This is a genomic window from Rathayibacter sp. AC451 (assembly GCF_979253095.1).
The window spans coordinates 3,849,148-3,875,938 of sequence record NZ_CEEDBD010000001.1; the positions used below are offsets into that span (position 1 = coordinate 3,849,148).

The window sequence follows — 26,791 nt, forward strand, 5'->3', positions numbered from 1 at the left end:
CGGGGAGCTGTGAGCAAGACGTTTACCTCTCGTCAGGGTGCACAGACGGATGCTGACTCCGGGCACGCCCGAACAGCCGTCGTCAAACAACGTTGGTTGACCATACGTTCCGCATGTGTCGGCGGTGTTTCACCGTCGGCACAGACGCGTGACCACATTATGAGGGGCGGAGAGCGCTCCAACGGTCTCGAACGGGTGACAGCGCGTCTCCGCTCGGAATAGAGCGGCCCCGGCGGCGCTTAAGATTGAGCATCCGGGCTCCCCGGGACCGGATGCCCTCTCCTCCGCCCGGGCACCCGCTTCGACCTGTTAAAGGGGCATTGATGGACCAGCCGGATCCCTTCGGATTCCTCGGACTCACCTACGACGACGTCATGCTCCTGCCGGGGCACACCGACGTCATCCCGAGCGAGGCCGACACGACCTCCCGGCTGACCAAGCGCATCTCCGTCGCGACACCGCTGCTGTCCGCGGCCATGGACACGGTGACCGAGGCGCGGATGGCGATCGCCATGGCCCGCCAGGGAGGCCTCGGCGTCCTGCACCGCAACCTCTCCATCGCCGACCAGGCCGACCAGGTCGACCGGGTCAAGCGCAGCGAGTCCGGCATGGTCTCCAACCCCGTCACCACCACTCCGGACGCCACCGTCGCCCAGGTGGACGAGCTCTGCGGGCAGTACCGCATCAGCGGACTCCCGGTCGTGGACTCCTCCGGTGTCCTCGTGGGCATCATCACCAACCGGGACATGCGCTTCGTCTCGCCGTTCGAGAAGGCCTCGACCCTCGTGCGCGACGTGATGACCAGCTCCGGTCTCATCACCGGCCGCGTCGGCATCCCCGACAGCGAGGTCATCGCCCTCTTCGCGCAGCACAAGATCGAGAAGCTGCCCCTGGTCGACGAGCAGGGCAAGCTCGCCGGGCTCATCACGGTCAAGGACTTCGACAAGTCGGAGCAGTACCCCAACGCCACCAAGGACGACGCGGGGCGACTGCGCGTGGGCGCGGCCATCGGCTTCTTCGGCGACGCGTGGCAGCGCGCCACGGCGCTCCTCGACGCCGGAGTGGACGTCATCGTCGTCGACACCGCCAACGGCGACTCGGCCGGCGTGCTCGACATCATCCGCCGGCTGAAGTCCGACACCGCCTTCGCGGGAGTCGACGTCATCGGCGGCAACGTCGCCACCCGCTCCGGCGCCCAGGCGCTCGTCGACGCGGGTGCCGACGCGATCAAGGTCGGAGTCGGCCCCGGATCCATCTGCACCACCCGCGTCGTCGCCGGCGTCGGCGTGCCGCAGGTCACCGCCGTGTACGAGGCGTCCCTCGCCGCCCGCGAATCGGGCGTGCCCGTCATCGCGGACGGCGGACTGCAGTACTCGGGCGACATCGCCAAGGCGCTCGTCGCCGGCGCCGACACCGTCATGCTCGGCTCCCTGCTGGCCGGCTGCGAGGAGAGCCCCGGCGACCTCGTCTTCCAGAACGGCAAGCAGTTCAAGACCTACCGCGGCATGGGCTCCCTCGGCGCCCTGCAGACCCGCGGCGAGCGCACCTCCTACTCGAAGGACCGCTACTTCCAGTCCGATGTCCCCACCGACGACAAGCTCATCGCCGAGGGCATCGAGGGCCAGGTGCCCTACCGCGGTCCGCTCGCCAACGTGGCCTACCAGCTCGCCGGAGGTCTACGCCAGTCGATGTTCTACGTGGGAGCGCGCACCATCACCGAGCTCAAGCAGCGCGGCAAGTTCGTCCGCATCACGGCGGCGGGGCTGAAGGAGTCGCACCCGCACGATGTGCAGATGGTGGTGGAGGCTCCGAACTACCGGCGCTGAGTGCTGCTGGTGGGGCGGGTCGACGTCGGATCGCGATGGCGGCCCCTCTGCCCGATGGGCCTGCGGCCCATACGCCCACCACACCGGAGGGGCCGCCATCCCGATCCGCCGTCGACCCCGTTCCGGGAGTCGGCGGCGGTTCTGCGTGGGGCGGAACGTGCGGCGCAGCGCGAGCGGCGCGAGGCGCCGCCGCGGCTGCGCCGGAGGAGGGGGCAGCGCGAGCGGGCTGCGCCCGCCGCGGCTGCGCCGGAGGGGAGGGGGCAGAGCGAGCGGGCGGGCCCGCCGCGGCTGCGCCGGAGGTCGGGCGACGAGCCCGGCGAGGCGCACGGCTAAACTCGCTCCGTGACTGAGATCGAGATCGGGCGCGCCAAGCGCGCTCGCCGCGCGTACGCCTTCGACGACATCGCGGTCGTGCCGAGCCGCCGCACCCGCGACCCCGAGGTGGTCTCGGTCGACTGGACGATCGACGCGTACCGGTTCCGGACGCCGATCCTGGCGGCTCCGATGGACTCCGTCGTGTCGCCGGCCACGGCGATCACGCTCGGGCGCCTGGGCGCTCTCGGCGTGCTCGACCTCGAGGGCCTCTGGACGCGGTACGAGGACCCGGAGCCGCTGCTCGCCGAGATCCGCGAGCTCCCCGCCGAGCGGGCGACCGAGCGCATGCAGGAGATCTACTCCGAGCCGATCAAGCCCGAGCTCGTGACCGCCCGTCTGGCCGAGATCCGCGCCGCGGGCGTCACCGTCGCCGGTGCGCTCTCGCCGCAGCGCACCGCGGAGCTCTACCAGACCGTCGTCGACGCGGGAGTCGACCTGTTCGTCATCCGCGGCACCACGGTCTCGGCCGAGCACGTCTCGCGCGGCACCGAGCCGCTGAACCTCAAGAAGTTCATCTACGAGCTCGACGTCCCCGTCATCGTCGGCGGGGCCTCGACCTACACCGCGGCGCTGCACCTCATGCGCACGGGCGCGGCGGGCGTTCTCGTCGGCTTCGGCGGGGGAGCGGCGTCGACGACGCGCGCGACCCTCGGCATCCAGGCGCCCATGGCGACCGCGGTGGCCGACGTCGCCGGCGCTCGCCGCGACTACCTCGACGAGTCGGGCGGACGCTACGTGCACGTCATCGCGGACGGCGGCCTCGGCACCTCCGGCGACATCGTGAAGGCCGTGGCGGTCGGCGCCGACGCCGTCATGCTCGGCTCCGCCCTCGCCCGCGCGACCGACGCCCCCGGCGGCGGCTGGCACTGGGGCCAGGAGGCGCACCACCCGCAGCTCCCGCGCGGCCGCCGCGTGCAGGTCGGCACGGTCGGGACCCTGGAGCAGGTCCTCTACGGCCCCGCGACCGGAGCCGACGGCACCGCGAACCTGATCGGCGCCCTCCGCCGCTCGATGGCGACCACCGGCTACTCGGACCTCAAGGAGTTCCAGCGCGTCGAGGTCGTCGTCGCCCCCTACCAGCCCAGCTGACCCTCCGCCCCCGCTCCGAGGGAACCCCGGACCGTCGAGGGAGCCCGCGCCGGCTGGTTCCCTCGGCCGTTCGGGGTTCCCTCGATGCGTCTGACTCCGGCGCGGGCCAGGCGGACGAGCAGGGGGCGGACGTCGTAGGCGTCGCGCCACGACCAGCGGGCGAAGCCGCGCACGCACGAGCGGATGCGGTCCTCCCGGCGCTTCTCGGCGAGCAGGACCTCCTCGGGTGTGCGCCCCTTCAGGAATGCCGGATCGGCGTACTTGTGATCGCCGTCCGCCTCTCCGACCACCGCCACCTCGTCGAAGAAGAAGTCCACCACTCCGGCCCGCCCTTCGGCGTCGTGGACCGGGTGCTGCAGCACCGGCGCGGGCAGCCCGCCCACGTGCATCGCCACGCGGCTGATCGACTCGAGCGGTGTCTCGGAGGCGGGGTCCGCGAACGCGATGACCGCGGCGCTCGCCGTCCGGCCACGGGAGCCGGGCGGCAGATCCGCGTGCCGCTCGAGGAGCTCCTCGCGCCGGAGGAGGGGTCGGCCGTCGCCGTCGACGAGGCGCAGGGCGTGGTCGGCCGCGACGACGGCGCGACGGAAGGACGAGAACCGTGCGAGATCGAACACGGTCTGCGCGAGATCCGAGACGGCGAGGCCGTCGACGACCGCGAGGGTCGGGAAGCGCGCGCTCCGGTGCTCGGCCACGCCGTTCCGAGTCCGGCTGCCGACGTCGGTCGCTCCTTCGACGTGGACGACCGTGGCGAGCGGCTCGACCAGGGGGAGGCCCCACACCGCCGCGGCCGATTCCCGGAGGAAGAAGGGCGACGACCACGTCGCCGCGACCGCGTCGATGCGCGCCCGCTGCCTCTCGTCGATCGAGGCCCGCGCCCACGCGTCCGCTTCCGCGTACACGCCCCTGCGCAGACGCACGAACGCGTCCGACCGCCCGCACGCTCCGTCCCGGAGCAGTTCCACCGCACTCATGCCCTCGACCCTGGCCCGCGTTCTCCTCCATCGGTGCCGGTCCGCCCTGGTCTGTGGAGAGCCCTTCGGGCCCTGTGGACAGTGAGGGAACCCCGAACCGTCGAGGGAGCCCGTAAGGACTGGTTCCCTCGACGGTCCGGGGTTCCCTCAGCAGAGGGACGGCCCCGGCGTTCCTCCGCGGGCGAACGCGGGGAAGGGGCGGCCGGAGGCGCGCCTAAGCTGGAGGCATCCGAGTCAGGAGCGCCGCAGGGCGCGGATGGAGCACGCATGGTCGAGGTCCGCAGGGTCAAGCTGCCCGGTGTCGGAGTGCTGCACACCTTCCTCACCGCCGACGGCGGGAAGGTCGGCGTCATCGCCCACCGCTCGGGGCACAGCGACCTCATCACCTTCGCCGAGGGCGATCAGGACGGCGCGAAGGTCTCCCTCCGCCTGAGCGACGACGAGGCGCACACACTCGCGGAGCTGCTCGGCGGCACGCAGATCACCGAGTCGCTCACCGCGCTCGATCAGATCCCCGGCCTCTCGATCGACTGGTTCACCGTCGACTACGACGACCACATCGCGGGCCAGCAGCTCGGCAAGCCCGCCGACCGCGGCATCGTCGGCCTGACCGTCGTCGCCGTGGTCCGCGGGGATGCGGCCAACCCTGCGCCCGCGCCCGACTTCCGCGTCTTCCCCGGCGACACGCTCGTCGTGGCCGGCAGTCCCGAGAAGGTCGCCAAGGCGTTCGCCTTCTTCCGCTCGGGCGCCTTCCCCAAGACGGCCGACGCACCCGGAGCCTGAGGATGCACCACGGTGAAGACCTCATCGTCCTCGGGATCCTGTTCGTCGTCGCCTACGTGCTCGGACGCCTCGGGAGGACCATCGGCCTCCCGGCGATCCCCATCTACATGGTCGTCGGACTCCTCGCGAGCCCGAACTTCCACTGGTTCCCGCTCGAGTTCGAGTCGACCTACATCGAGCTGACGGCCGTCTTCGGCCTGATCCTGCTCCTCTTCAACCTCGGGCTCGAGTTCGACCAGGACGAGTTCTTCGGCAACGCGGGCCGGCTCATCCTCTCGGGCGGCACCTACATCGGCGTCAACATGGCCGTTGGCCTGGGCTTCGGCTTCCTGCTGGGCTGGGGGAGCCAGGAGGCTCTGATCGTCGCCGGCATCACGGCCACCAGTTCGAGCGCGATCGTCACCAAGCTCCTGATCGAGCTCAAGCGCCTCGCGAACCCCGAGACGCCGATGATCCTGGGTGTGACGGTCGTCGAGGACATCTTCATCGCGATCTACCTGGCCATCGTCTCGGTCGTGCTCTCGGGCGAGACCGAGCCGTGGCCGGTGATCCTGAAGCTGCTGATCGCGTTCGCGTTCCTCGTCGTCATGTTCTCGATCGCCCGCTGGGGCGGCAAGGTGGTGTCGCGGCTGTTCCGCACCCGCGACGACGAGCTGTTCACCATCCTCTTCTTCGGTCTCGCGCTGCTGTTCGGCGGCATCGGCGAGGTCCTCGGAGTGACGGACGCCATCGGAGCGTTCCTGATCGGACTGGTCATCGGCGCCACCCGCTACCGGGCGAGGGTCGAGCACATCGCCATCCCGCTCCGCGACGTCTTCGGTGCCTTCTTCTTCGTCAACTTCGGCCTGGGGCTGGACCCGAGCGCCTTCCCGGAGGTCGTCGTTCCCGTCCTCGCTGCGGCCCTGATGACCATCGTGCTGAACCTCGGCGCCGGCCAGTTCGTGGCGTGGCTGAACAAGCTCGGCCCGAGGGCGGGACTCAACGCGGCGTTCATCCTGCACAACCGCGGCGAGTTCGCCCTCATCCTCGCGACGCTGTCGCTGTCGGCCGGTCTCGACGATCGGATCCAGCCCTTCGCCGGTCTCTACGTCCTGATCATGGCGATCATCGGCCCGATCCTCGCGTCGAGGTCCGAGATCATCGGGCAGTTCCTCTCGGATCGGCGCCACCGACCGCGCCGAGCGGTGGCGGAGCGGGGCGCGCTCGCCGAGGAGGAGTTCGCGCTGGTCGAGGCCGCGATGTCCGACGATCAGGAGCCGGTGCGGACCGGGCCGACGCGGACCGCGCCCGCCGCGACCGGACCGGTCGAGGTCCCGCCCGGCCGCGGCCGCGAGCGCGACGAGCTGGACGACGAGTTCCCGGATCCGATGCGCCAGGCTCTGATCGACCAGGCGATGCAGCAGTCCGACGGTGCGGAGACCGACCGGCCGCGCAGGTCCGTCGAGCCCGACTACTGATCCCGGGGAGCTCCCACGCGGACGGGCTAGGCTCGTCGGGTCCACCCGGCGGTCCGCACCGCGCGGAACGAGCGGATCCGGCACGAGCGAGGAACGAATGACGCAGAGCACCGTCTGGCAGGTGGCCCGCCGCCCGCGCTGGATCGGCGCCCTGGTGCTCGCTCTGGTGATCGCGGGGCTCTTCGCCGCACTCGGGCAGTGGCAGGTGGGCCGCGCCATCGAGGCGGCCGAGCCGGATGACGGCCTCTCCGAGACGATCGTCCCCCTGGACCGGGTGGCTGCCCCCTCCGCCCCGATCACGGCGGAGGCGGACGGTCAGCGCGTCGAGGCCGAGTCCGTCCTCGTGCCCGGCGGCGCCGAGGTCATCGGCGGGCGCTTGAACGCGGGGGAGCCCGGCTGGTGGGTCTTCGCCCGCACTCGCACGAGCACCGCGGACCTCGTCGTGGCCTACGGCTGGACGGCCGACGAGGATCGCGCCCGCGCCGTGGCCGAGCGCCTCGACTCCGGCGAGGAGTCGGCGCCGACGCAGTACACCGGGCGCCTCGTGGCGAACGAGGCGGCCGAGGCGCCGGAGGAGGGTGCGGATCCGCTCACCCTCACCGCGCTCTCGATCCCCGCGCTGATCAACCGCTGGCCCGATCCACCGGCCGACGTCTACCAGGGCTACGTCGTCGTCGACGAGCCGATCGGCGGCCTCGAGGCGATCGACTCCCCGGCCCGTCAGCAGGACCTCTCGCTCAACTGGCTCAACGTCTTCTACGCCGTCGAGTGGGTCGTCTTCGCGGGATTCGCCCTCTACCTCTGGTACCGCCTCGTGCGCGACGCGTGGGAGAGGGAGATCGAGGAGGCGCTCGACGCCGAGGAGGCGCAGCGCGCCTCCGCCCCCTCGGCCGCACCGTAAACTGGACCCCATGCCCCTCGAGCCCAAGCCCGCGCAGTTCCCTGCGATCCGGAGCGCTCTGCGCTTCTACCGGGTGACCTCGATCATCACGGGCGTGATGCTGCTCCTGCTCTGCGCGGAGATGCTCCTGAAGTACGTGTTCCACCTCGAGCTGTTCGCCTTCGGGCAGCAGGGCGTGCTGAACCTCGCGCCGATGTACGAGGTGCCGGGCGGCGAATACGAGTCCAGCGGCACGGGAGCGAACCTCTCGACCGGGATCCTCATCGCCCACGGCTGGTTCTACGTCGTGTACCTCTTCGCCGACTTCCGCCTGTGGAGCCTGATGCGGTGGCCGTTCAGCCGCTTCGTGCTCATCGCGCTCGGCGGCGTGATCCCGACGCTCTCCTTCTTCGTCGAGGGGCGCATCGCGCGCGAGGTCGAGCAGTACCTCGCGCGCCGCACCGCCGGCACCGATCCGAAAGCCCCGACCGACTCCGTGGAGGCCCCCATTAGCGAGCAGCAGTCCAGCCCGCAGCCGACCCCTCAGCTGTCCGCGCAGCCCGTCCTCGTCGTCGACTTCGGCGCGCAGTACGCGCAGCTGATCGCCCGTCGAGTGCGCGAGGCCAACGTCTACTCCGAGATCGTGCCCTCGAACGCCACGGCGGCCGAGATCGCGGCGAAGTCGCCGGTCGGGATCATCCTGTCCGGTGGCCCCTCCAGCGTGTACGAGGAGGGGGCGCCGCAGCTCGACCCCGCGATCTTCGACCTCGGCATCCCCGTGCTGGGCATCTGCTACGGCTTCCAGGTCATGGCGAAGGCCCTCGGCGGAGAGGTCGCGAACACCGGCCTCCGCGAGTACGGGGCGACCGACGCCGCGATCTTCGCGGACGGCGGCGTGCTCCTCGGCGAGCAGCCCGCCGACCAGACGGTCTGGATGAGCCACGGCGACTCGGTCGCCAAGGCGCCGGAGGGCTTCGACGTCCTCGCCTCCACCTCGTCGACCCCGGTCGCCGCCTTCGGCAGCGATGCGCGTCGCCTCTACGGCGTGCAGTGGCACCCCGAGGTGAAGCACTCGACGCACGGCCAGGCCGTCATCGAGAACTTCCTGCACCGCGCCGCCGGCATCCCGAACGACTGGAACTCCTCCAACGTCATCGAGGACCAGGTCGCCCTGATCCGCGAGCAGGTCGGCTCCGGCCGGGTCATCTGCGGCCTCTCCGGAGGAGTGGACTCGGCCGTGGCCGCCGCGATCGTGCACCGCGCGGTGGGCGACCAGCTGACCTGCGTCTTCGTCGACCACGGACTGCTCCGCAAGGACGAGCGCCGCCAGGTCGAGGAGGACTACGTGGCCGCGACCGGTGTCCGCCTGGTCACCGTCGACGTCCGCGAGCAGTTCCTCGACGCGCTCGCCGGTGTCAGCGACCCCGAGCAGAAGCGCAAGATTATCGGCCGCGAGTTCATCCGCACCTTCGAGGCCGCGGCGGAGGCGCTCGTCCTCGAGGCGCAGGGCGAGGGTGCGTCGATCGACTTCCTGGTGCAGGGCACGCTCTACCCCGACGTGGTGGAGTCGGGCGGCGGCACCGGAACCGCGAACATCAAGTCGCACCACAACGTGGGCGGCCTGCCCGAGGATCTGCAGTTCACCCTGGTGGAGCCCCTGCGCACCCTCTTCAAGGACGAGGTCCGCGCCATCGGCCGCGAGCTCGGCCTGCCCGAGGTCATCGTGGGCCGCCAGCCGTTCCCCGGCCCGGGGCTCGGCATCCGCATCGTCGGCGAGGTCACCCAGGAGCGGCTCGACCTGCTCCAGGAGGCCGACGCGATCGTCCGCGCCGAGCTCACCGCAGCCGGCCTCGACGCCGAGATCTGGCAGTGCCCGGTCGTGCTGCTCGCCGACGTCCGCTCCGTCGGCGTGCAGGGCGACGGCCGCACCTACGGCCACCCGATCGTGCTGCGCCCCGTCTCCTCGGAGGACGCCATGACGGCCGACTGGACGCGCCTGCCCTACGACCTGCTGGCGCGCATCTCGAACCGCATCACCAACGAGGTCGCCGGAGTGAACCGCGTCGTGCTCGACGTCACGTCCAAGCCCCCGGGCACCATCGAATGGGAGTGACGCCTCTCGCGTCACTGTGATCGAACGGGCTCCTCAGGGGGCCCGTTCGGCGTTTGCGGGGAAGGTCAGACGGAGCTGTCGACGACGCCGACGAAGCGCGTGCCGATGCCGTCGTACTCGTCGCGGCGGTGGCCCTCGGGGTGGTTCGGCCACTCGTCCGGGGAGTGGTCCTCGCAGACGAGGAACGTGAAGTCGGGCCACCACTTCTTGGGCCGTGCGGCCTCGGAGCGGCCGCAGATCGCGCAGTCGAGGGTCACCCACACCGGCCGCTTGCCGGTGCGGTTCTCGCGCGATTGGACGAGCCAGGGCGGCGGATCCTGCTCGAGAGCGGCGAACTCCTCCTCGGTGAGACGGGCGCCGAGACCGTGGCGGGCCGCCATCTCGAGGGGGATGTCGAGGCGCTGGGCGGCCTCGCGTCGCGTGATCATCGGTCCACTTTAGCTCAGCGCCGGAGTGCGGACCCCGGCTGAGGGGCGCAGCGACGCGCGCGACAGCAGCCACTCGAGCGGGCCCTGACCGACGAACCGGCGCCAGAGCATCGCGAAGGCGATCGAGCCGAGCACGAAGGCCAGCAGGAGGGTCCAGCTGCGCCAGGCGTCGAAGTCGAAGGGCTCGTAGGGGACCAGGTAGACCGCCAGCGCCACCAGCTGCAGGGAGTAGATCGTCAGAGGCATGCCCCCCACTGCGGCGAGCGGAGCGGAGAGCCGCCGGAAAGCGGCCGAGCGCTGCCCCAGAGCGGTGAGGAAGCCGATGGCGACGGCCGCGACTCCGCCCGCACCGACCAGCTCGGCGGTGGTGCTCGCGTGGGCCTCGACGCTCTCGGCGCCGCCGATCGCCATGCCGCCGCCGTAGCCGATGACGAGGGAGACCGCTCCGCCGATGACCAGCCAGCGCTGCGTGGTCGCCGAGCGGATGTCGCACCGGGCGACGAGGAGGCCGAGGACGATGTAGGCCAGCCAGGACGGCACCGGGTAGTACTGCGTCAGCCAGAGGAGGGGCTGCTCCGCGAGCAGGGCGGTATCCGGCGGCAGCGTCCGCAGCCAGGCTCCGCCCGTTCCGACGAGGTCGTCGACGATCACGGGACCCAGGACGGCGAACGCGACGACCAGCACGGCGAGCAGTGCCCGGGGGAGGAAGAGGACCAGGGCGGCGAGGGCGAACATCAGGCCGTAGTGCGGCAGGATCACGGCGATCGGCGTCCCGAGCAGGGTCAGCGCGACGCCCAGGGCGAGCAGGTAGAGCCCCCGGAGGAGGATCGACCCGGTGTCGCGCCCGGGGCGCTCGGAGCGGCGTGCGCCGCCGGTCATCAGCCCGATCGACACCCCCGCGAGGACCGCGAAGAGGACCGAGCTGCGGCCGTTCCAGATCATCTCCTCGGTCACCGGGGCGAGATGAGCGGCGAACATCCCGAGCACGGCGATCCCGCGGGCGACGTCGAGGCCGACGATGCGGGAGGAGGAGGCGGTCACGGATCCATGCTGCCAGGCGGGCCTGGACGGGGGCCAGCACCCCGGAACGACGACGGGCGCCCGACCCCGGAGGTCGAGCGCCCGACGGCGTGAGCGGTGCGAGGGCTACTCGCGGAAGATCGCGACGAGTCGCAGGATCTCGAGGTACATCCAGACGACCGTGACGAGGATGCCGTAGGCGCCCGTCCAGCCGTAGATGCGCGGGGCGCGGTTGCGCACGCCCTGCTGGATGAACTCGAAGTCCATCACGAGCGAGTAGGTGGCCAGCGCGATCGCGATGAGGCCGATCACGATGCCGATGAAGCCGGTGCGCAGACCGAAGCCGCCGCCGACGCCGAAGAGGCCGAGACCGAGGTTCACGAGCGAGAAGACCGCGTAGCTGATCATGCCGATGAAGAAGATCTTGTTCAGCTTCGGCGAGGTGCGGATCTTGCCGTTCATGAACAGCGCCAGGGTGACGCCGATCACGATGACGGTCGCGAGGAGGGCCTGGACGACCGCGCCCTCGTAGACGTTCTCGAAGATGCCCGAGATCGCACCCACCGCGACGCCCTGAGTGGCGGCGTAGCCGAGGATCAGAGCGGGGCTCGGGACCTTCTTGAAGGCGTTGACGATGCCGAGGACCAGCGCGACGATCACGGCCGGGAGCATGAGCCCCGGGACGAACCAGCCGACAGCCGCGCCCGCCAGGAGCACGACGAAGGCGAGAGCCGTCTTCGCGAGGGTGTCCTCGACGGTCATCCGGTCGGTCTCCGTGGAGCTCGCGGCCGGACGGTTGTACATCTGGTCGAGCGTGTCGGACGAGACGTCGGGGAGGTCCTGCACGCGGCCGGCGTAGCCGCGGTTGCTGAACTCCGGACGCCCGAAGGCCGGATTGCTGCTTGCCATGGTTCCTCTTCTCTCAGGTGCGCTGGTGTCCGGTGGAGCAACGGAGCTGAGTCGCGGTGGTCGGGATGCTGTGGTGCCGCCGGGTCCTCGGAGGACTCCGACGATGTGACCACAGTATCTGAGAACAGCTCTCAGAGTCTGGTTGTTCCCCCCGAGCGAACCGAGTCCTCGCCCGTAGGATCGCCGCATGCCCGACCGCTCCGCTCCACTCGTCATCGGCCACCGCGGCGCGAGCGGCTACCGCCCCGAGCACACCCGCTCCGCCTACGATCTCGCCGTCGCCCTCGGCGCCGACGCCGTCGAGCCCGACCTCGTCGCCACCCGCGACGGCGTGCTGGTCCTGCGGCACGAGAACGAGATCTCGGGCACCACCGACATCGAGCGCCGACCGGAATTCGCCGACCGCCGGACGACCAAGCGGCTCGAGGGGAAGGACGTCACGGGCTGGTTCACCGAGGACTTCACCTGGCCCGAGCTCTCCCAGCTGCGGGCCAGGGAGCGGCTGCCCGCCGTCCGCCCCTCGAGCGCCACCTTCGACGGCCAGTTCCCGCTGCTGCGCTTCTCGGACCTGCTCGCCCTGCTCGACCGGGCGGGCGAGGACGCGCCGGGCGCTCCTCCGGGCTCGTCGCCGAGATCAAGCACGCCGACTACTTCGACTCGATCGGGCTGCCGCTGGACGTGCTGCTCGAGCAGGAGCTCGCCGCTGCCGGCTGGGGCCCCCGCGACCCGAGGCTGACCATCGAGAGCTTCGAGAAGACGGTGCTCGAGCGGCTCGGCGTGCGCGGCGTCGGCACCAAGCGCGTGTTCCTGATCGAGTCGCGGGGAGCGGCGCCCGACCTCGTCGCGGCGCACGGTGCCCGCGCCACTCCCTACGCCGACTTCGTGACCCCGTCCGGACTGCGCAACCTCGCCGGCACGGTCGACGGGGTCAGCGTGGACAAGAGCATGCTGTTCGCCCGCGACGCCGCGGGGCGTGCGACGGGGCCGAACTCGCTGGTCGAGCACGCGCACGCCGTGGGACTCGAGGTCTACACCTGGACCCTCCGCCCCGAGAACCGGTTCCTCGGAGAAGGTGCACCGCCGGGGCAAGGAGCCGGCCGCCTTCGGGGCCTGGCAGGACGAGTTCCGGATGATCCTCGCGACCGGTCTGGACGGCGTGTTCGCGGACCACCCCGATCTCGCACTCGAGGTCGTCGCCGCCCGCTGATCCGGATCAGCGACCTCCCGGCGCGGATGGAGGCGACCGGGAGTGTTCGCTGCCATCATCGGAAGCCCTCTGCGCGGCCCCCTCGCCGCGCCCCGCCCCGCCCCCTCGAGGAGGAGGAACCCCGTGTCGACCCGCGCCCGCATCACCCGCCGCTGGATCACCTCCGCGGTGCTCGCCGCGCTCGGGGTGGCTCTGGTCTACTGGCTCGCCGTGCTCACGCCGCAGGGCCAGGCCGCCGAGAACTCCGGCCTGCGCGGAGCCGACCTGGTCTTCGGCCGGGCGACGGGGACGGCCGCGGGCACTCTGGCCGACATCACTCCGGTCTCGATGATCGGCGGGGCCCTGCTGGCGGCGTCGATCGCGCTGATCCGGCGCCGACCGGCCCTCGCGCTCGCCTCCGTCGGGTCGATCGTGCTGACCGCCGGACTGACGCAGCTGCTCAAGAACGTGGTCCTCGAGCGCCCGCTGCTCGTCGAGACCGACGCCTGGTACACCGGCGGCAGCTTCCCGAGCGGTCACACCGCGGCCGCGGTCTCGGTCGTCTTCGCCCTGGCGATGGTGCTGCCCGCCCGCGGTCGCACCGTCGTGCTCCTGCTCGGCGGCGCCGTGGTGGTCCTGGTCGGCAACCTGACCATGGCGGCGTCGTGGCACCGGGCGAGCGACGTGCTCGGCGCCGACCTCGTCGCGCTGGCCTCCGCCTCCCTCGCCTGCGCCTGGCTCTCGACCCGCGCCCAGCTGGGCCGGGCCCCGCGCCGCACTCCGCGCAGGAACGTGAACAGGCTGCTGGTCGTCTGCTCGGTCGTCGTGGTGCTCGTGCTCGCCGGACTCGCCGTGCAGGGCATCCAGTACTACCCGGACGACACGAAGGATCTGACCGCGTTCGCGCTGCAGCAGCTGCTCGCGGTGTCGACCTCGACGATCGCGCTCGTGGGCTTCGCGCTCGCCTGGCGCGGCCTCGACGTGGGCGGTTCGCTGACGGCGTCCGCGGCTCGGCCCCGAGCGGCCTGACCCGGCTCCCCGTGTCGGAGGGTCGATCTACACTCGGAGGGACATGAGCCTCCTCTTCGATCCGAGCGATTCCCGCGCCACCCCGGTCATCGTCGGCGCCCCCGGCGACGGCGCCTCCTTCAGCGACCCGGCGCACGAGAAGCTCGTCGCCGGCCTGAACCCGCAGCAGCGCGAGGCGGTCGAGTACCGCGGCGACGCGCTGCTCATCGTCGCCGGCGCCGGCTCCGGCAAGACCAGCGTGCTCACGCGCCGCATCGCGAGCCTCCTCGGCAACGGCGAGGCCTGGCCGAGCCAGATCCTCGCCATCACGTTCACCAACAAGGCGGCGGCCGAGATGCGCGAGCGCGTCGAGAAGCTCGTCGGGCAGAGCGCCGAGGGGATGTGGATCTCGACCTTCCACTCGGCCTGCGTGCGGATCCTGCGCCGCGAGGCCGAGAACTTCGGCATGACCTCCTCCTTCACCATCTACGACTCCGGCGATCAGCGCGCACTGCTGAAGAGGATCGTGAAGGACCTCGAGGCCGACTCCCTCGGCATCACCGTCGCGAGCGCGTCGTCGAAGATCTCGAAGCTCAAGAACGAGCTCGCGGACGTCGACTCCTACGCCCGCACCGCCAACATGAGCGACCCGAACGAGGAGATGTTCCTCCAGGTGTTCCGCGCGTACTCGCGGGCCCTCGAGAGCGCCAACGCCTTCGACTTCGACGATCTCATCGCGCAGACCGTGTACCTCTTCCGCGCCTTCCCGCACGTGGCGGCCAAGTACCAGCGGCGCTTCCGCCACGTGCTGGTCGACGAGTACCAGGACACGAACCACGCGCAGTACTCGCTGATCCACGAGCTGACCCGGCCGGTGCCGCGGGCGACGATCGACGCGGCGCAGTTCGACCGCCCGTACCGCGGCCCGGTCACGGCCGACGGGTCGATCCCCGGCGCCTCCCTGACGGTCGTCGGCGACTCCGACCAGTCGATCTACGCGTTCCGCGGCGCCGACATCCGCAACATCGTCGAGTTCGAGCGCGACTTCCCGGGCTGCCGGGTGATCCTGCTCGAGCAGAACTACCGCTCGACCCAGAACATCCTCTCGGCGGCCAACGCGGTCATCTCGAACAACTTCGACCGCCGTGCCAAGAACCTCTGGTCCTCCAGCGGCGACGGCGAGAAGATCATCGGCTACACGGGCTACTCCGGGCACGACGAGGCGCAGTTCGTGGTCGACGAGATCGCCCGGCTGCACGCCGCGGGCACGGGCTACGACGAGATCGCCGTGTTCTACCGCACGAACGCGCAGACCCGCGCGCTGGAGGAGATCTTCATCCGCTCGGCGCTGCCGTACCGGATCCTCGGCGGCACGAAGTTCTACGAGCGGGCCGAGATCAAGGACGCGCTCGCGTACCTCATCACCGTGGCGAACCCCGCCGATGTGCTCGCGCTGCGGCGGATCATGAACACCCCCAAGCGCGGCATCGGCCCGGCGACGGAGGCGCAGCTGCAGTCGTTCGCCGACACCAACGGCGTCACGCTCCGCGAGTCGATGCGCAACGCGGGCTCGCTGGGCATGGGGCCGAAGGTCACCAAGGCCATCGTCGACCTGGCGACGCTGCTCGACGAGTGCGCGATGATGCTCGACCCCGGCCGTCCCGAGGGGGAGGCGAAGGTGCACGAGGTGCTGACAGCGCTGCTGACCCGCAGCGGCTACCTCGACATGCTGCGCGCCAGCCGCGATCCCCAGGACGAGGCGCGGGCCGAGAACGTCGACGAGCTCATCGCCGTGACCAAGGAGTTCGCGCGCAACAACCCCGACGGCGGACTGGTGGACTTCCTCACCGAGGTGTCGCTCGTCGCCGCGGCGGACGACCTCGAGGACGACTCCGGCACGGTCTCGCTGATGACCCTCCACACCGCGAAGGGCCTCGAGTACGACGCGGTGTTCCTCACGGGCATCGAGGAGGACCTCCTCCCGCACCGCATCTCCGCGAACGAGCCGGGCGGTCCGGCCGAGGAGCGGCGGCTCTTCTACGTGGGCATCACCCGCGCCCGCAAGCGGCTCTACCTGTCGCTCGCGATGACGCGTGCGCAGTACGGCGAGACGTCGGTCGCGATGCCCAGCCGCTTCCTCCAGGAGATCCCCGGGGAGCTCATCGAGTGGCGCCAGTCGCCGGGGGCGGCGACGTCGCGCGGAGGCACTCAGCCGCGCGCGCTGAACGCCCAGCGCCCGGGCTTCGGCCGCTCGCGCTCGAACACCGAGTTCCGCGAGGCGCTCGCGGCGGCTCCCAAGGCCAAGGCGGAGTTCCCGAACCGCATCACCGGCATGGTCCGCGACAACGGCGACCTCGAGCTGATCGCGGGCGACCGCATCCGGCACACCGATTTCGGCGAGGGCCGGGTGAACGCGGTGACCGGAGAGGGCACCAAGCGCGTCGCGCACGTGCTGTTCGACGCGGTGGGCGCCAAGAAGCTGCTGATCAAGGTCGCGCCGATCGAGAAGCTGTGAGGCGCGCGGCGCCGTGACCGCCCCGGTCCCGCGCGCCTCGCGGAGCGTCACGGCGGCGCGGTTCGCGACCGAGGCGTTCTCGCCCGCGGTCCTCGCCGTGGTGGTGCCGATCGTGGTCGGAGCCCGGGTCGCCGATCCGCCGCTGCTCGGGATCGCCTGGGGTGCTCTCGCGGCGCTGTTCGTCGGGGTGCTGCCCTACCTCGCGATCCGGCTGCTGATGCGCTCGGGGCGGATCCGGGGCGACCACCACGTGCCGGAGCGGCGCGAGCGCGCGCTCCCGATCGCTCTCGCGCTGGTCTCGATCGTCGTCGGCCTCGTGCTGCTCGCCGCGTTCGGCGCTCCGGCGGCCGTGACGACCTTCGGTCTCGTGACGGTGGCGGTCGTCGTGGCGGTCGGCCTGGTGAACCTCATGTGGAAGCTCTCCGGGCACGCCGCGGTCGTGGCGACCTGCGCGGTCGTGGTGCTGATCGCCTACGGGCCCTGGTCGCTGCTGCTCTCGGTGCCGGTCGTGCTCTGGACCGGATGGTCGCGCGTCCGGCTCGCGGCGCACACGCCGGCGCAGGTGCTGGCGGGGGCCGCCGCGGGCGCCGTGCTCGCCTCCGTCGTCTGGTCGCTGCTCGGCTGACGCGCCGGGGAAGCGCCGCGAGATGCCGGTCCGGTACGCGCGGCGCGGGCCGCGCACGGGACCGGCATCTCGCGCGGAGTCAGTCGCAGGCGATGCCGTCCCCGTCGCGGTCGAGGTCGTAGATGTCGGAGCCCACGACCGTCACCGGCCCGCGCACGTAGGAGGGGCCGTTGCCGGATCCGGCGGCGCAGTCGACGTCGGAGTCGATGGGGACGCAGTCCCCGGTGTAGTTGGAGTCGCAGCCCGACGCCGCAGCGGCAGCCGGCGCCGGAGCGGGCGGCGGCACCCGGGTTCCGACGCGCGTCACATCGTCCACGGGAGCGGTCGTGACCGCCTCGGAGACCTGGGTCCGCGACACCTCGACGCCGTCGTGCTTCACGATCTCGACGGTGCGGGTGAGGACCCCGTCGCTGCCGGCGATCACGACGCTGCTGCCCTGGTCGGCGGTCGGGTCCTCCTCCGTCCGCGCGGCGCGGGGCACCGGCGCGGTCTCGGTCACGGTCTCGGTCGTGACGACGACCGTCGGCGTCGGGACGGCCGTGCGCGTCGGTGCCGGTGAGGCCGTCCGCGTCGGCTCCGCCGTGGGGGCCGGCGTCGCGGTGCTCGCGGCGACCTGCTCCTGGGCGACGGGCGCCGGTGCGGTGGCGCCGTACGCGCTCGAGCCGACCAGCAGGGCGGCGAGGGCCCCGGCCGCGACGAGTCCCGACGTGCGGCGACGGCGCGCGAGCCCCAGCCAGGTCGGTCGGCGCAGCAGGACTCCGTAGACGCCGGTGATCAGCACGACGAGCGCGACCAGGAGGACCGCCGACCAGAGGCCGCCCGAGAGCAGGCCGACCAGCGCGAGGAACGCGGTCGCTCCTCCGCCGATCCACTGCAGCGGAGTGAGGCGCAGCCGCGTGAGCCGGACGGAGCCCAGGCGCAGCGGTCGGCGCCGCCGAGGGCTCCGGAGCCGGGGCGGCGCGTCCTGCGGACGTCGATCGCGGGGGAGAGGGGGCGGGAACGAGCTGGGCACGGTCGGGTACTTCCTGAACGGGAGGGGGAGGTCGCCCCAGTATCACCCGTCCGGGGTACGACTCCCGTGCCCCGTTCGCGGGCGACGCTCGCACCGGTCGCCGCGGGATGCCCTTCCGGTACGCGACACGGCGCGCCGCGCGGACCGGAGCGGCCCCTCGCGAGGCCGATCAGGAGTAGCGGGCCACCAGCTCGCGCTTGAGCACCTTCCCGCTCGGGCCCAGCGGCAGAGCATCGACGAACTCGATGCGGCGCGGGAACTTGAAGGCGGCGAGGTGCTCGCTCGCGAAAGCGATCAGCTCCTCGGCGCCCGCCGTCGCCGACGGTCCGAGCACGACGGCCGCGACGACCTCCTGCCCGTGCTTCTCGTCGGCCACGCCGAAGACCGCGGCGTTGGCGACGGAGGGGTGCCCGATCAGCACCTCCTCCACCTCGCGCGGGTACACGTTGTAGCCGTTGCGGATGATCATGTCCTTCGTCCGGTCCAGGATCCGCACGTAGTCCTCGTCGTCCTTCGTGCCGAGGTCGCCCGTGCGGAACCAGCCGTCGACGACGGCCTCCGCCGTCGCCTGCGGGTTCCCGAGGTAGCCCTTCATGAGGTTGTGCCCGCGGATCACGATCTCGCCGAGCTCGCCCCGCGGGAGCAGCTCCACCCGGTCCTGCACCTGGGCCCGTGCCACCTCGACCTCCACTCCCCAGATCGGGGTGCCGACGGTGCCCGCCCGCGGCGGAACGCCGACGTGGTTGAAGGTCGCGACGGGAGAGGTCTCGGTGAGCCCGTAGCCCTCGTAGATCTCGACGCCGAACACCTCGCGGAACCGCTCGATGACCGCGACGGGCAGCGCCGCACCTCCGGACACGGCGTAGCGCAGGGGCGGGCGGTCCGGGCGCCTCGTCGCCGCGTCGAGCAGCGCCACGTACATGGTGGGCACACCCTCGAACACGGTGCAGTCGTGCGCGATCATCGCCTCGAGCGCGGCGTCGCCGTCGAACTTCGGCACCAGCACGACCGTCGCGGCGGTGCGGAACGCGGTGTTCATGGCGCAGACCTGCCCGAAGGTGTGGAAGAGCGGGAGCGCCCCGAGCACGACGTCGCCGCGGTGCAGGTCGAAGGTGTTCATCAGCAGCACGTCCGACTGCGACACGATCGCGAAGTGCGTCCCCTCCGCTCCCTTGGGCCGGCCGGTCGTGCCGCTCGTGTAGAGGATCGTCGCGGTGTCGGAGGGGGAGCGCGGGGCGTACCCGTCGATCGGCTCGGCCTCGGCGGCGAGGTCCTCGAGGCGGGCGAACGGGGACTCCGTGCCGTCGGGGACCATCACGCTCAGCACGGGGACGCCGGCGAGCTCGGCGCCGGCCGCTCCCTCCTCCAGCAGCGGCGCGGCGCAGATCAGCGCCGCCGCTCCGGAGTCGCGGAGCACGTAGGCGATCTCGTCGTGCTTGAGCAGCGCGTGCACCGGGACGACCACAGCTCCCAGCGCGAGGACCGCGAAGTAGCCGCGCGGGAAGTCCGGCACGTTCGGCACGAGCAGCGCCACCCGGTCGCCCGGCCCGATGCCGCGGGTCCGCAGCGCTCCCGCGTAGGCCCGCGTCTGGTCCCAGAGCGCGGCGTAGTCGAGTGCGAGCGGACCGACCCGGATCGCGATCGTGGTCGGAGTGCGCCGGGCGGCCTCGGCGAGGATCGCGGCGACCGAGAGGGTGCCGGAGCCGGGCGGGGCGGAGGGGGCCTCGGACGATCGCGGTTCCGTGCTGCTCATGAATGCTCCCGTCGTCGTCGACAGCCGCGGCGGAGGCCGGGTGGTTCACCGTAGTCCCGGCCCGTGCCCCGATCGAGGGATCCCACCGGATGCCCAGCCCTCAGCGCGTGAGAGCGCGGTGGCGGAGGATCACGAGGGGCCCCGGCACCGTGAGCGCCAGGCTGTGGCTCACCGAGCCGAGCAGGAGCCGGAGGAAGGCGCCCCGACCGTGGCTGCCGACGACGAGCAGGCGGGCTCCGGAGGCGACCTCGCTGAGCTTCTCGACCGGGTTGCCGCGCACGAGGAGGTGCCGGATCTCGAGGTCGGGGCAGCTGTCGCCGAGGCCCACCAGCGATTCGGCGAGCACGAGGTCCTCGTCCTCCTCGATCGCGTCGATGACCCGGCGCTCCACGGGGACGGCGTCGGCCCAGGCGCCCGGGAGCTGCCAGGCGTGCAGGGCGAGCAGGGGCTCGCCGAGCCGGTCGGCCTCGTGCGCCGCGAGCCGGATCGCCTCGAGCGACACCTCCGATCCGTCGACCCCGACCGCGACACCGGTGCGGCCCGGCTCGACGGGTCCCGGGATCAGCGCGACCGCCGAGCGCGAGGCCGCGGCCACCCGGACGGCGACGGGCGCGGCCACGGCGAGACCGCGGCGGGCGAGCGGATGCGCGCCCAGCACCAGCAGCGCACCCGCCGGCGCCGCCTCCGCCAGGACGTGCACGGGATCGCCGTCGAGGAGCCGCACGCGCACGGGCACCGAGGCGTACTCGCGCTCGGCGAGAGCCCTCGCCTCCTCGAGCGCGGCTCCGGCGGCTCGGCGCTGCGCCACCGCGGCATCCGGGACGCGCCCTCGCGCCGGCTCGACCACGCTCACGAGCTCGGCGGGCAGCCGATGCCCCTCGGCGTAGTCGAGCGCCCAGCGCAGGGCGTCCGTGCTCCGATCCGATCCGCTGACTCCGACCACGACCGCGTCCATGCTGCGCCTCCTCATCGAGTGCTGCTCTCGGCCGCATTCTCCTCCGTCCGGCCCGCCCGCGGGAGTGCCGGACGGAGATCCGCGCCCGCCGTAGAGTCGCAGGATGCGTGGCGAGGCGACCCTGTACACCGATGCGATCGCGACGGCGCCCTTCGCCCTGGCGGTGATCGCCGAGGCGACCGGGTCGCGCGTGGTCGGCGCCCGGACCGCCGATGCGCACGTGCCGCTCTACAGCGGACCCACGAGCGCCCGCGTCTCGGTGTCGGGCTTCGGCGACAGCGTCCCGATCTCGGTCGACGTCCGGGACGAGCGCGGAGTCGAGGAGGCGCGGGCCGCCGCGCAGGCGCTGGGCCTGGAGCTCGCGGCCTACGCCGGCTGGAGCATCACCGCCGGCTTCTAGGCCGTGTCGACCAGGCCGAGCGGAGCACGCGAGATCGTGATCGGCACGGCCTAGGCGTCGGCGAGGGTCGCCCGGCGCACCTGCGCGAGGTAGAACCGGCTCGGCGAGGTCCGCACCCGGGCGGGCAGCAGCCGGTACACCGCGAAGGTGCGCGCGAGCGCGCGGTCGAAGCGCGCCTGCTGCCGCTCGCTCCAGCGGAAGCCGAAGGGCTCGCGGAGCGACGGAGGGAGCAGCCCGGCGGTCATCAGCCGCAGGTACGGTCCGAACGGGCGGAGGTACCACGCGGCGATCGCTCCGCCGAGGAGGTCGTGCGCGACGCGGCGCGCCTCGGGAGTGACGTGCAGGCGGCCCACCTGCTCGTCCCAGTAGGCGTCGAACGCCGCACGGTCGGCGGGCCACGACGCGTCCGCCATCTGCAGTGAGGTGCCGACCACGCGCGAGCGGTCGACCAGGTCGTCCGCCTGCTCCCGGGTCATCGGTCCGAAGGCGCCTTCGTAGAGCTGGAGCATCGACTGGGTGAGGGTCGCGGCGACCCAGCGCTGCAGCTCCGGATCGAAGGCGCTGTAGCCGGGTCCGCGGACGGGCCCGTGCGCCCGGTTCACCCGGCGGCGCACCGCGTGGACGTCCTCCGGGGAGCCGTAGTGCAGCGCGTAGAGGTAGGAGAGGGTGCCGTGCAGGCGCCCGAGCGCGCGGTGCACGAAGTCGGAGTGCTCGGCCACTCCGGCGCCGACAGCGGGGTGCGCGATCTGCAGCAGGATCGCCCGAGCGCCCGCGACGAGGAAGACGCCCTCGCGGAACACGTCGCGCTCCGGGCGGGGGCGGGTCCTCGGGGGCATGCGTCCACGCTACGCGGCGCGGGAAGGGCGCAGCGCGTGCGGAGTAGAGTTGTCGCGGCCCAGGACCGTGCCGAGACTCCGGCGCAGACGGGCCGCATCGGACTCGAAACGCAAGCGCGCTCAGCGCGGAATGGGAATGCAGCGTGGATCTCTTCGAATACCAGGCCCGTGATCTGTTCGAGAAGTACGGCGTCCCCGTGCTCCCGGGCATCGTCGCCGACACGCCCGAGGAGGTGCGCGCCGCCGCCGAGAAGCTGGGCGGCGTCACCGTCGTCAAGGCGCAGGTGAAGATCGGCGGCCGCGGCAAGGCCGGCGGGGTCAAGGTCGCGAAGACCGCCGACGAGGCGGAGGAGGCGGCGAAGTCGATCCTCGGCCTCGACATCAAGGGCCACGTCGTCAAGCGCGTCATGGTCGCGGGCGGCGCCCGCATCGCGCAGGAGTTCTACTTCTCCGTGCTGCTGGACCGGGCGAACCGCTCCTACCTCTCGCTCACCTCCTACGAGGGCGGCATGGAGATCGAGCAGCTCGCCGTCGAGCGCCCCGAGGCGCTCGCGCGCGTCGAGGTCGTCGCCGGCCAGGGCATCGACCTCGCCAAGGCGGAGGAGATCGCCCGTGCGGCGAAGTTCCCCGAGGAGCTGATCGGCAAGGTCGCCCCGGTCCTCGTGACGCTCTACGACGTCTACACCGGCGAGGATGCGACCCTCGTCGAGGTGAACCCGCTCGTCCTCACCGAGGAGGGCGACATCGTCGCGCTCGACGGCAAGGTCTCGCTGGACGAGAACGCCGGCTTCCGCCACCCCGAGCACGCCGCGCTCGAGGACAAGGACGCCGCCGACCCGCTCGAGGCGAAGGCCAAGGAGAACGACCTCAACTACGTGAAGCTCGACGGCGAGGTGGGCATCATCGGCAACGGCGCGGGCCTGGTCATGTCGACCCTCGACGTGGTCGCCTACGCGGGCGAGCGCCACGGCGGCGTGAAGCCCGCCAACTTCCTCGACATCGGCGGCGGAGCCTCCGCCCAGGTCATGGCGAACGGCCTCGACGTGATCCTCGGCGACGAGCAGGTCAAGAGCGTCTTCGTCAACGTCTTCGGCGGCATCACCGCGTGCGACGCCGTCGCCAACGGCATCCTGCAGGCGCTCGAGATCCTCGGCGACACCGCGACCAAGCCGCTCGTCGTCCGCCTGGACGGCAACAAGGTGGAGGAGGGCCGCGCGATCCTGCAGGCCGCCGCCAACCCGCTCATCACGCTCGCCGCGACCATGGACGAAGGCGCCGACAAGGCCGCCGAACTCGCCGCCGCGTAACGGACCCGACGACTCAAGGAATCAGAGAACAAGCATGTCGATCTTCCTCACCAAGGACTCCAAGGTCATCGTCCAGGGCATCACCGGCGGCGAGGGCACCAAGCACACCGCGCTGATGCTGAAGGCCGGGACCAACATCGTCGGCGGCGTCAACGCGCGCAAGGCCGGCACGACCGTCACCCACGGCGACGTCGAGCTGTCCGTCTTCGGCACCGTCAAGGAGGCCATCGAGGCCACCGGCGCAGACGTCTCCATCGCCTTCGTCCCGCCCGCCTTCTCGAAGGACGCCGTCATCGAGGCGATCGACGCCGAGATCGGCCTCCTCGTCGTCATCACCGAGGGCATCCCGGTGCAGGACTCGGCCGAGTTCTGGGCGTACGCGCAGGAGAAGGGCAACAAGACCCGCATCATCGGCCCGAACTGCCCCGGCATCATCACGCCGGGCGAGTCGCTCGTGGGCATCACCCCCGCGACGATCACGGGCAAGGGCCCCATCGGCCTCGTCTCGAAGTCGGGCACCCTGACTTACCAGATGATGTACGAGCTGCGCGACCTCGGCTTCTCGACCGCCATCGGCATCGGCGGCGACCCGATCATCGGCACGACGCACATCGATGCGCTCGCTGCGTTCGAGGCCGACCCCGAGACCAAGGCGATCGTCATGATCGGCGAGATCGGCGGCGACGCCGAGGAGCGCGCGGCCGACTTCATCAAGGCCAACGTCACCAAGCCGGTCGTCGGCTACGTGGCGGGCTTCACGGCTCCCGAGGGCAAGACGATGGGCCACGCCGGTGCCATCGTCTCGGGCTCCGCGGGCACCGCGCAGGCCAAGAAGGAGGCCCTCGAGGCCGCGGGCGTGAAGGTCGGCAAGACGCCGTCCGAGACCGCCGCGCTGCTGCGCGAGGTCTTCGCCTCGCTGTAGTACCCACGGGCGCGTCCAAACGGGCGGGATCGACTGCTCCGGCAGCGATCCCGCCCGTTCGCGCATTCCGGGTACCGTCGGGGGGTGACCCGCAGACTCGGCCTCGACTTCCTCACCTTCGTCCCGTACCCGGAGGGGCCCGAGAAGCCGGGCGACGCCGCGCGCAGCCTCGAGGACGGGCTGGCCCTCTTCGAGCTCGGCGAGGAGCTCGGCTACGGCACCGGCTGGGTGCGCGTGCGCCACTTCGAGCGCTACCTCGCGTCGCCGATGACCTTCTTCGCCGCCGCCTCGCAGCGCACGCGGCGCCTGCGCCTGGGCACCGCCGTGATCGGCGCCCGCTACGAGGCGCCCATCCGCCTCGCCGAGGACGCGGCGACCGTCGACCTGCTCTCGGGCGGCCGTCTCGATCTGGGCGTGAGCAGCGGATTCGCGCACCTCGCGTCGGTCTTTGACGGGGTCTTCGGTCAGGGCGAGGGCGAGTTCCGCGCCCAGGCGCAGGAGCGGATCGAGCGACTCCGGCAGGCTCTGTCCGGAGAGGTGCTCGGGATCGCCGAGTCGGCGCTGATGTCGGTGCCCGTCGGCGACCCGCTCGTGCAGCACCCGCACGCCCCGGGGCTGGCCGACCGGATCTGGTACGGCGCCGGCTCCGTCTCCTCCGCCGTGCGCGCCGGTGAGCAGGGCATGCACCTGCAGGTCTCGACTCTCAACACCGAGGAGACCGGTCTGCCGTTCGCCGAGCAGCAGGCCGTCCAGATCCGCGCCTACCGCGAGGCGTTCCGCGCCGCGCATCCGGAGCGGACCTCCCGCGTCACCGCGGGCCGCATCGTGCTGCCGCTGGTCGACGACGCCGACGAGCGGGCCCACCGCCCCTTCATCGACGGCTACCTCGCCCGGATGAACGACGACGGCACGCCGCGCACCGCCGACCGCTCGATCATCGCCGCTCCCATGCGCTTCAGCCCGCTGCACGTCGGGTCGCCGGAGGAGATCGTCGCCTCCCTCGCCGCCGATCCCGCCCTCGCCGAGGCGGACTCGCTGACCCTGACGCTCCCCGCGGTGGGCGGAGTGGAGTCGCACCGGCGGATCCTGCGGACGGTCGCCGAGCGGATCGCTCCGCAGCTCGGCTGGGCGCCCTCGCGCTAGCTAGCGGCGCCGATCGAGCAGCCGCCGCACCGGCGTCTGCAGCAGCAGCACCAGCAGCCACCAGAGCGAGGGCGCGGCCATCGCGAGCACCAGCGCGAGCACCAGCAGCCCGAACGGGACCAGCGCCCCGCGCAGGGGCACCCCGCCGACCCCCTCCCGCAGCAGCGCCGGGTGCCGGGCCAGGTGCCGCTCGATCAGCACCAGTGCGCCGCTCATCACCGTCATCGTCCCGAGGTACAGGCCGATCGCTCCGCGGGTGTCGGGGAGCAGCGCGATCACGCTCGTCGCGAAGGGGAAGAACGCCACGGCGGCGAGCCAGAGCAGACCGAGCCGGGCCAGGCCGCCGTCGTAGTCGTCGACGAGCTCGAAGACGCGGTGGTGGGGGATCCAGAACACGGCGATCAGCAGGAACGAGAGCGCGAACGCGAGCACCTGGTCGACGTGGCCGTTGAAAAGTGCCGCCACGCCTCCTCCGTCGGCCGCGATCCGGGGCGCGAGCTCCACCAGGGGCAGCACCAGGAGGGTGATCGCGATCGCGACGGTCGCGTCCGAGAAGCCGACGAGCCGGTCCAGCCCGCGGGCGGTGCGGACGGGACGAGCGGGTGCGGTGCGCCGACCGCGGTGCAGCAGGCGCTCGAGCGGTCCGGCGAGCAGGAGCAGCAGCAGCCAGAAGAGGCCGACCGCTGGCACTATCACCGCGAGGAGGAGCGCCGCCAGCAGCAGTCCGAGGACGATCACCGAGCGCGTCAGCGGCTGCCCGGTCCCGCGGGCGGCGAGGTCCGGATCGCGGCGCAGCAGCAGCCGCATCCCGAGGGTGGCGGCGCTCGCCGCGGCGATCACCCCGATGTAGGGGGCGACGACGGACGGGTCGTCGGTGGACGCGCTCGAGAGCAGGTTCGCAGCGAACGGCAGCAGCACGATCGCGGCGAGCCAGACGAAGTCCACCGCGACGAGAGCGGGGGAGTAGCGGCGCACCTCCTCGAAGACCGCGTGCTGCACCAGCCACAGGCGTCCGATCACCGCGAACGTCACGACGAAGGCCGAGAGCGTGCCGACGTGGTCCGCGAGGAGCGGGCCGAGGCCGCCCGACCCGCCCTCTTCGACCGCGTCGACGAGCGGGAGCACCAGGAAGGTGATCGCGATCGCCGTCACGGCGTCGCTGAAGTTCACGAGCCGGTCCAGGCCCCGCTCGGTCCGGTCTGCTGGGGTCCTGGTCACGGCTCGACCCTAGGGCGTGCGGACGCGCCCGAGCGTGCGGCTGAGCAGCCGGAGCCG

Annotated in this window: 24 protein-coding genes and 1 pseudogene; 16 read left to right on the top strand and 9 right to left on the bottom strand. The window is 72.0% G+C overall.

What is annotated here, in order from left to right; genetic code table 11:
* Nucleotides 1–323: 323 nt before the first annotated feature.
* On the top strand, nucleotides 324–1,826 hold the full coding sequence (guaB, locus tag AC0CID_RS18490) for an IMP dehydrogenase (protein WP_207405325.1): 1,503 nt from the start codon (nucleotides 324–326) through the stop codon (nucleotides 1,824–1,826).
* 342 nt (nucleotides 1,827–2,168) lie between these two features.
* Complete coding sequence (locus AC0CID_RS18495) at nucleotides 2,169–3,290, top strand: GuaB3 family IMP dehydrogenase-related protein (RefSeq protein WP_465227925.1); 1,122 nt, start codon at nucleotides 2,169–2,171, stop codon at nucleotides 3,288–3,290.
* On the opposite strand, the gene AC0CID_RS18500 is transcribed toward AC0CID_RS18495, so the two are convergent.
* Nucleotides 3,275–4,264, bottom strand: a complete 990-nt coding sequence (locus AC0CID_RS18500; protein ID WP_465227926.1) for a hypothetical protein — start codon at nucleotides 4,262–4,264, stop codon at nucleotides 3,275–3,277. The genes AC0CID_RS18495 and AC0CID_RS18500 overlap by 16 nt on opposite strands.
* 267 nt (nucleotides 4,265–4,531) lie before the next feature.
* Here AC0CID_RS18500 and AC0CID_RS18505 point away from each other — a divergent pair, with 267 nt between their 5' ends.
* The 5 genes and pseudogenes from AC0CID_RS18505 to guaA all read left to right on the top strand — a co-directional run bounded on the left by AC0CID_RS18505 (nucleotide 4,532) and on the right by guaA (nucleotide 9,497).
* The gene (locus AC0CID_RS18505) at nucleotides 4,532–5,047 is read left to right on the top strand and encodes a cation:proton antiporter regulatory subunit (RefSeq protein ID WP_207405331.1); all 516 of its coding nucleotides are present in this window, start codon (nucleotides 4,532–4,534) and stop codon (nucleotides 5,045–5,047) included.
* Between the two features lie 2 nt (nucleotides 5,048–5,049).
* A complete protein-coding gene (locus tag AC0CID_RS18510; protein WP_465227927.1) occupies nucleotides 5,050–6,504 on the top strand; it encodes a cation:proton antiporter in 1,455 nt (484 codons plus the stop codon).
* Between the two features lie 97 nt (nucleotides 6,505–6,601).
* On the top strand, nucleotides 6,602–7,405 hold the full coding sequence (locus tag AC0CID_RS18515; protein ID WP_207405335.1) for an SURF1 family protein: 804 nt from the start codon (nucleotides 6,602–6,604) through the stop codon (nucleotides 7,403–7,405).
* A 10-nt stretch (nucleotides 7,406–7,415) separates the two neighbouring features.
* Nucleotides 7,416–7,805 (top strand): annotated as a pseudogene (locus AC0CID_RS18520) (DUF3817 domain-containing protein); the annotation flags it as partial.
* An 87-nt stretch (nucleotides 7,806–7,892) separates the two neighbouring features.
* Nucleotides 7,893–9,497, top strand: coding sequence for a glutamine-hydrolyzing GMP synthase (gene guaA, locus AC0CID_RS18525; protein WP_465228138.1), 1,605 nt, complete (start codon nucleotides 7,893–7,895; stop codon nucleotides 9,495–9,497).
* Nucleotides 9,498–9,562: 65 nt separating this feature from the next.
* On the opposite strand, the gene AC0CID_RS18530 is transcribed toward guaA, so the two are convergent.
* The 3 genes from AC0CID_RS18530 to AC0CID_RS18540 all read right to left on the bottom strand — a co-directional run bounded on the left by AC0CID_RS18530 (nucleotide 9,563) and on the right by AC0CID_RS18540 (nucleotide 11,854).
* Nucleotides 9,563–9,925, bottom strand: coding sequence for a DUF5997 family protein (locus AC0CID_RS18530; protein ID WP_207405339.1), 363 nt, complete (start codon nucleotides 9,923–9,925; stop codon nucleotides 9,563–9,565).
* Between the two features lie 9 nt (nucleotides 9,926–9,934).
* Nucleotides 9,935–10,966, bottom strand: a complete 1,032-nt coding sequence (locus AC0CID_RS18535) for a DUF418 domain-containing protein (protein ID WP_465227928.1) — start codon at nucleotides 10,964–10,966, stop codon at nucleotides 9,935–9,937.
* Between the two features lie 105 nt (nucleotides 10,967–11,071).
* On the bottom strand, nucleotides 11,072–11,854 hold the full coding sequence (locus AC0CID_RS18540; RefSeq protein WP_465227929.1) for a Bax inhibitor-1/YccA family protein: 783 nt from the start codon (nucleotides 11,852–11,854) through the stop codon (nucleotides 11,072–11,074).
* Between the two features lie 187 nt (nucleotides 11,855–12,041).
* Between AC0CID_RS18540 and AC0CID_RS18545 the strand changes: the two genes are divergently transcribed.
* The 5 genes from AC0CID_RS18545 (at nucleotide 12,042) to AC0CID_RS18565 (ending at nucleotide 17,188) form a co-directional block, all read left to right on the top strand.
* The gene (locus AC0CID_RS18545; RefSeq protein ID WP_465227930.1) at nucleotides 12,042–12,590 is read left to right on the top strand and encodes a glycerophosphodiester phosphodiesterase family protein; all 549 of its coding nucleotides are present in this window, start codon (nucleotides 12,042–12,044) and stop codon (nucleotides 12,588–12,590) included.
* A gap of 336 nt (nucleotides 12,591–12,926) precedes the next feature.
* Entirely contained in the window at nucleotides 12,927–13,061 is a 135-nt protein-coding gene (locus AC0CID_RS18550) for a hypothetical protein (RefSeq protein ID WP_465227931.1), read from the top strand.
* Between the two features lie 123 nt (nucleotides 13,062–13,184).
* On the top strand, nucleotides 13,185–14,069 hold the full coding sequence (locus AC0CID_RS18555) for a phosphatase PAP2 family protein (RefSeq protein WP_207405347.1): 885 nt from the start codon (nucleotides 13,185–13,187) through the stop codon (nucleotides 14,067–14,069).
* 43 nt (nucleotides 14,070–14,112) lie between these two features.
* Nucleotides 14,113–16,563 carry an ATP-dependent helicase gene (locus AC0CID_RS18560; RefSeq protein ID WP_465227932.1) on the top strand — a complete coding sequence of 817 codons (2,451 nt, stop codon included), beginning with the start codon at nucleotides 14,113–14,115 and terminating at the stop codon, nucleotides 16,561–16,563.
* Nucleotides 16,564–16,576: 13 nt separating this feature from the next.
* Nucleotides 16,577–17,188, top strand: coding sequence for a phosphatase PAP2 family protein (locus AC0CID_RS18565; protein WP_465227933.1), 612 nt, complete (start codon nucleotides 16,577–16,579; stop codon nucleotides 17,186–17,188).
* Nucleotides 17,189–17,267: 79 nt separating this feature from the next.
* On the opposite strand, the gene AC0CID_RS18570 is transcribed toward AC0CID_RS18565, so the two are convergent.
* The 3 genes from AC0CID_RS18570 to AC0CID_RS18580 form a co-directional block, all read right to left on the bottom strand.
* Nucleotides 17,268–18,200 carry a G5 domain-containing protein gene (locus AC0CID_RS18570; protein ID WP_465227934.1) on the bottom strand — a complete coding sequence of 311 codons (933 nt, stop codon included), beginning with the start codon at nucleotides 18,198–18,200 and terminating at the stop codon, nucleotides 17,268–17,270.
* Nucleotides 18,201–18,369: 169 nt separating this feature from the next.
* Nucleotides 18,370–19,953 carry a long-chain-fatty-acid--CoA ligase gene (locus AC0CID_RS18575; protein ID WP_465227935.1) on the bottom strand — a complete coding sequence of 528 codons (1,584 nt, stop codon included), beginning with the start codon at nucleotides 19,951–19,953 and terminating at the stop codon, nucleotides 18,370–18,372.
* Nucleotides 19,954–20,053: 100 nt separating this feature from the next.
* Nucleotides 20,054–20,908 (bottom strand): universal stress protein, encoded by an 855-nt coding sequence (locus AC0CID_RS18580; protein ID WP_207405357.1) that lies wholly within the window; start codon nucleotides 20,906–20,908, stop codon nucleotides 20,054–20,056.
* A 103-nt stretch (nucleotides 20,909–21,011) separates the two neighbouring features.
* Here AC0CID_RS18580 and AC0CID_RS18585 point away from each other — a divergent pair, with 103 nt between their 5' ends.
* Complete coding sequence (locus AC0CID_RS18585; RefSeq protein ID WP_207405359.1) at nucleotides 21,012–21,308, top strand: Rossmann-fold NAD(P)-binding domain-containing protein; 297 nt, start codon at nucleotides 21,012–21,014, stop codon at nucleotides 21,306–21,308.
* A gap of 50 nt (nucleotides 21,309–21,358) precedes the next feature.
* Here the strand turns inward: AC0CID_RS18585 and AC0CID_RS18590 are convergent, their stop codons facing one another.
* Nucleotides 21,359–22,144, bottom strand: coding sequence for an oxygenase MpaB family protein (locus AC0CID_RS18590; RefSeq protein WP_465227936.1), 786 nt, complete (start codon nucleotides 22,142–22,144; stop codon nucleotides 21,359–21,361).
* A 143-nt stretch (nucleotides 22,145–22,287) separates the two neighbouring features.
* On the opposite strand from AC0CID_RS18590, the gene sucC reads away from it, so the two are divergent.
* The 3 genes from sucC (at nucleotide 22,288) to AC0CID_RS18605 (ending at nucleotide 25,516) form a co-directional block, all read left to right on the top strand.
* Nucleotides 22,288–23,451 carry an ADP-forming succinate--CoA ligase subunit beta gene (sucC, locus tag AC0CID_RS18595; RefSeq protein WP_207405363.1) on the top strand — a complete coding sequence of 388 codons (1,164 nt, stop codon included), beginning with the start codon at nucleotides 22,288–22,290 and terminating at the stop codon, nucleotides 23,449–23,451.
* Nucleotides 23,452–23,485: 34 nt separating this feature from the next.
* Nucleotides 23,486–24,373 (top strand): succinate--CoA ligase subunit alpha, encoded by an 888-nt coding sequence (sucD, locus tag AC0CID_RS18600; RefSeq protein ID WP_465227937.1) that lies wholly within the window; start codon nucleotides 23,486–23,488, stop codon nucleotides 24,371–24,373.
* A gap of 84 nt (nucleotides 24,374–24,457) precedes the next feature.
* The gene (locus tag AC0CID_RS18605; RefSeq protein ID WP_465227938.1) at nucleotides 24,458–25,516 is read left to right on the top strand and encodes an LLM class flavin-dependent oxidoreductase; all 1,059 of its coding nucleotides are present in this window, start codon (nucleotides 24,458–24,460) and stop codon (nucleotides 25,514–25,516) included.
* On the opposite strand, the gene AC0CID_RS18610 is transcribed toward AC0CID_RS18605, so the two are convergent.
* Nucleotides 25,517–26,734 (bottom strand): TMEM175 family protein, encoded by a 1,218-nt coding sequence (locus tag AC0CID_RS18610; RefSeq protein WP_465227939.1) that lies wholly within the window; start codon nucleotides 26,732–26,734, stop codon nucleotides 25,517–25,519.
* Nucleotides 26,735–26,791 lie beyond the last annotated feature (57 nt).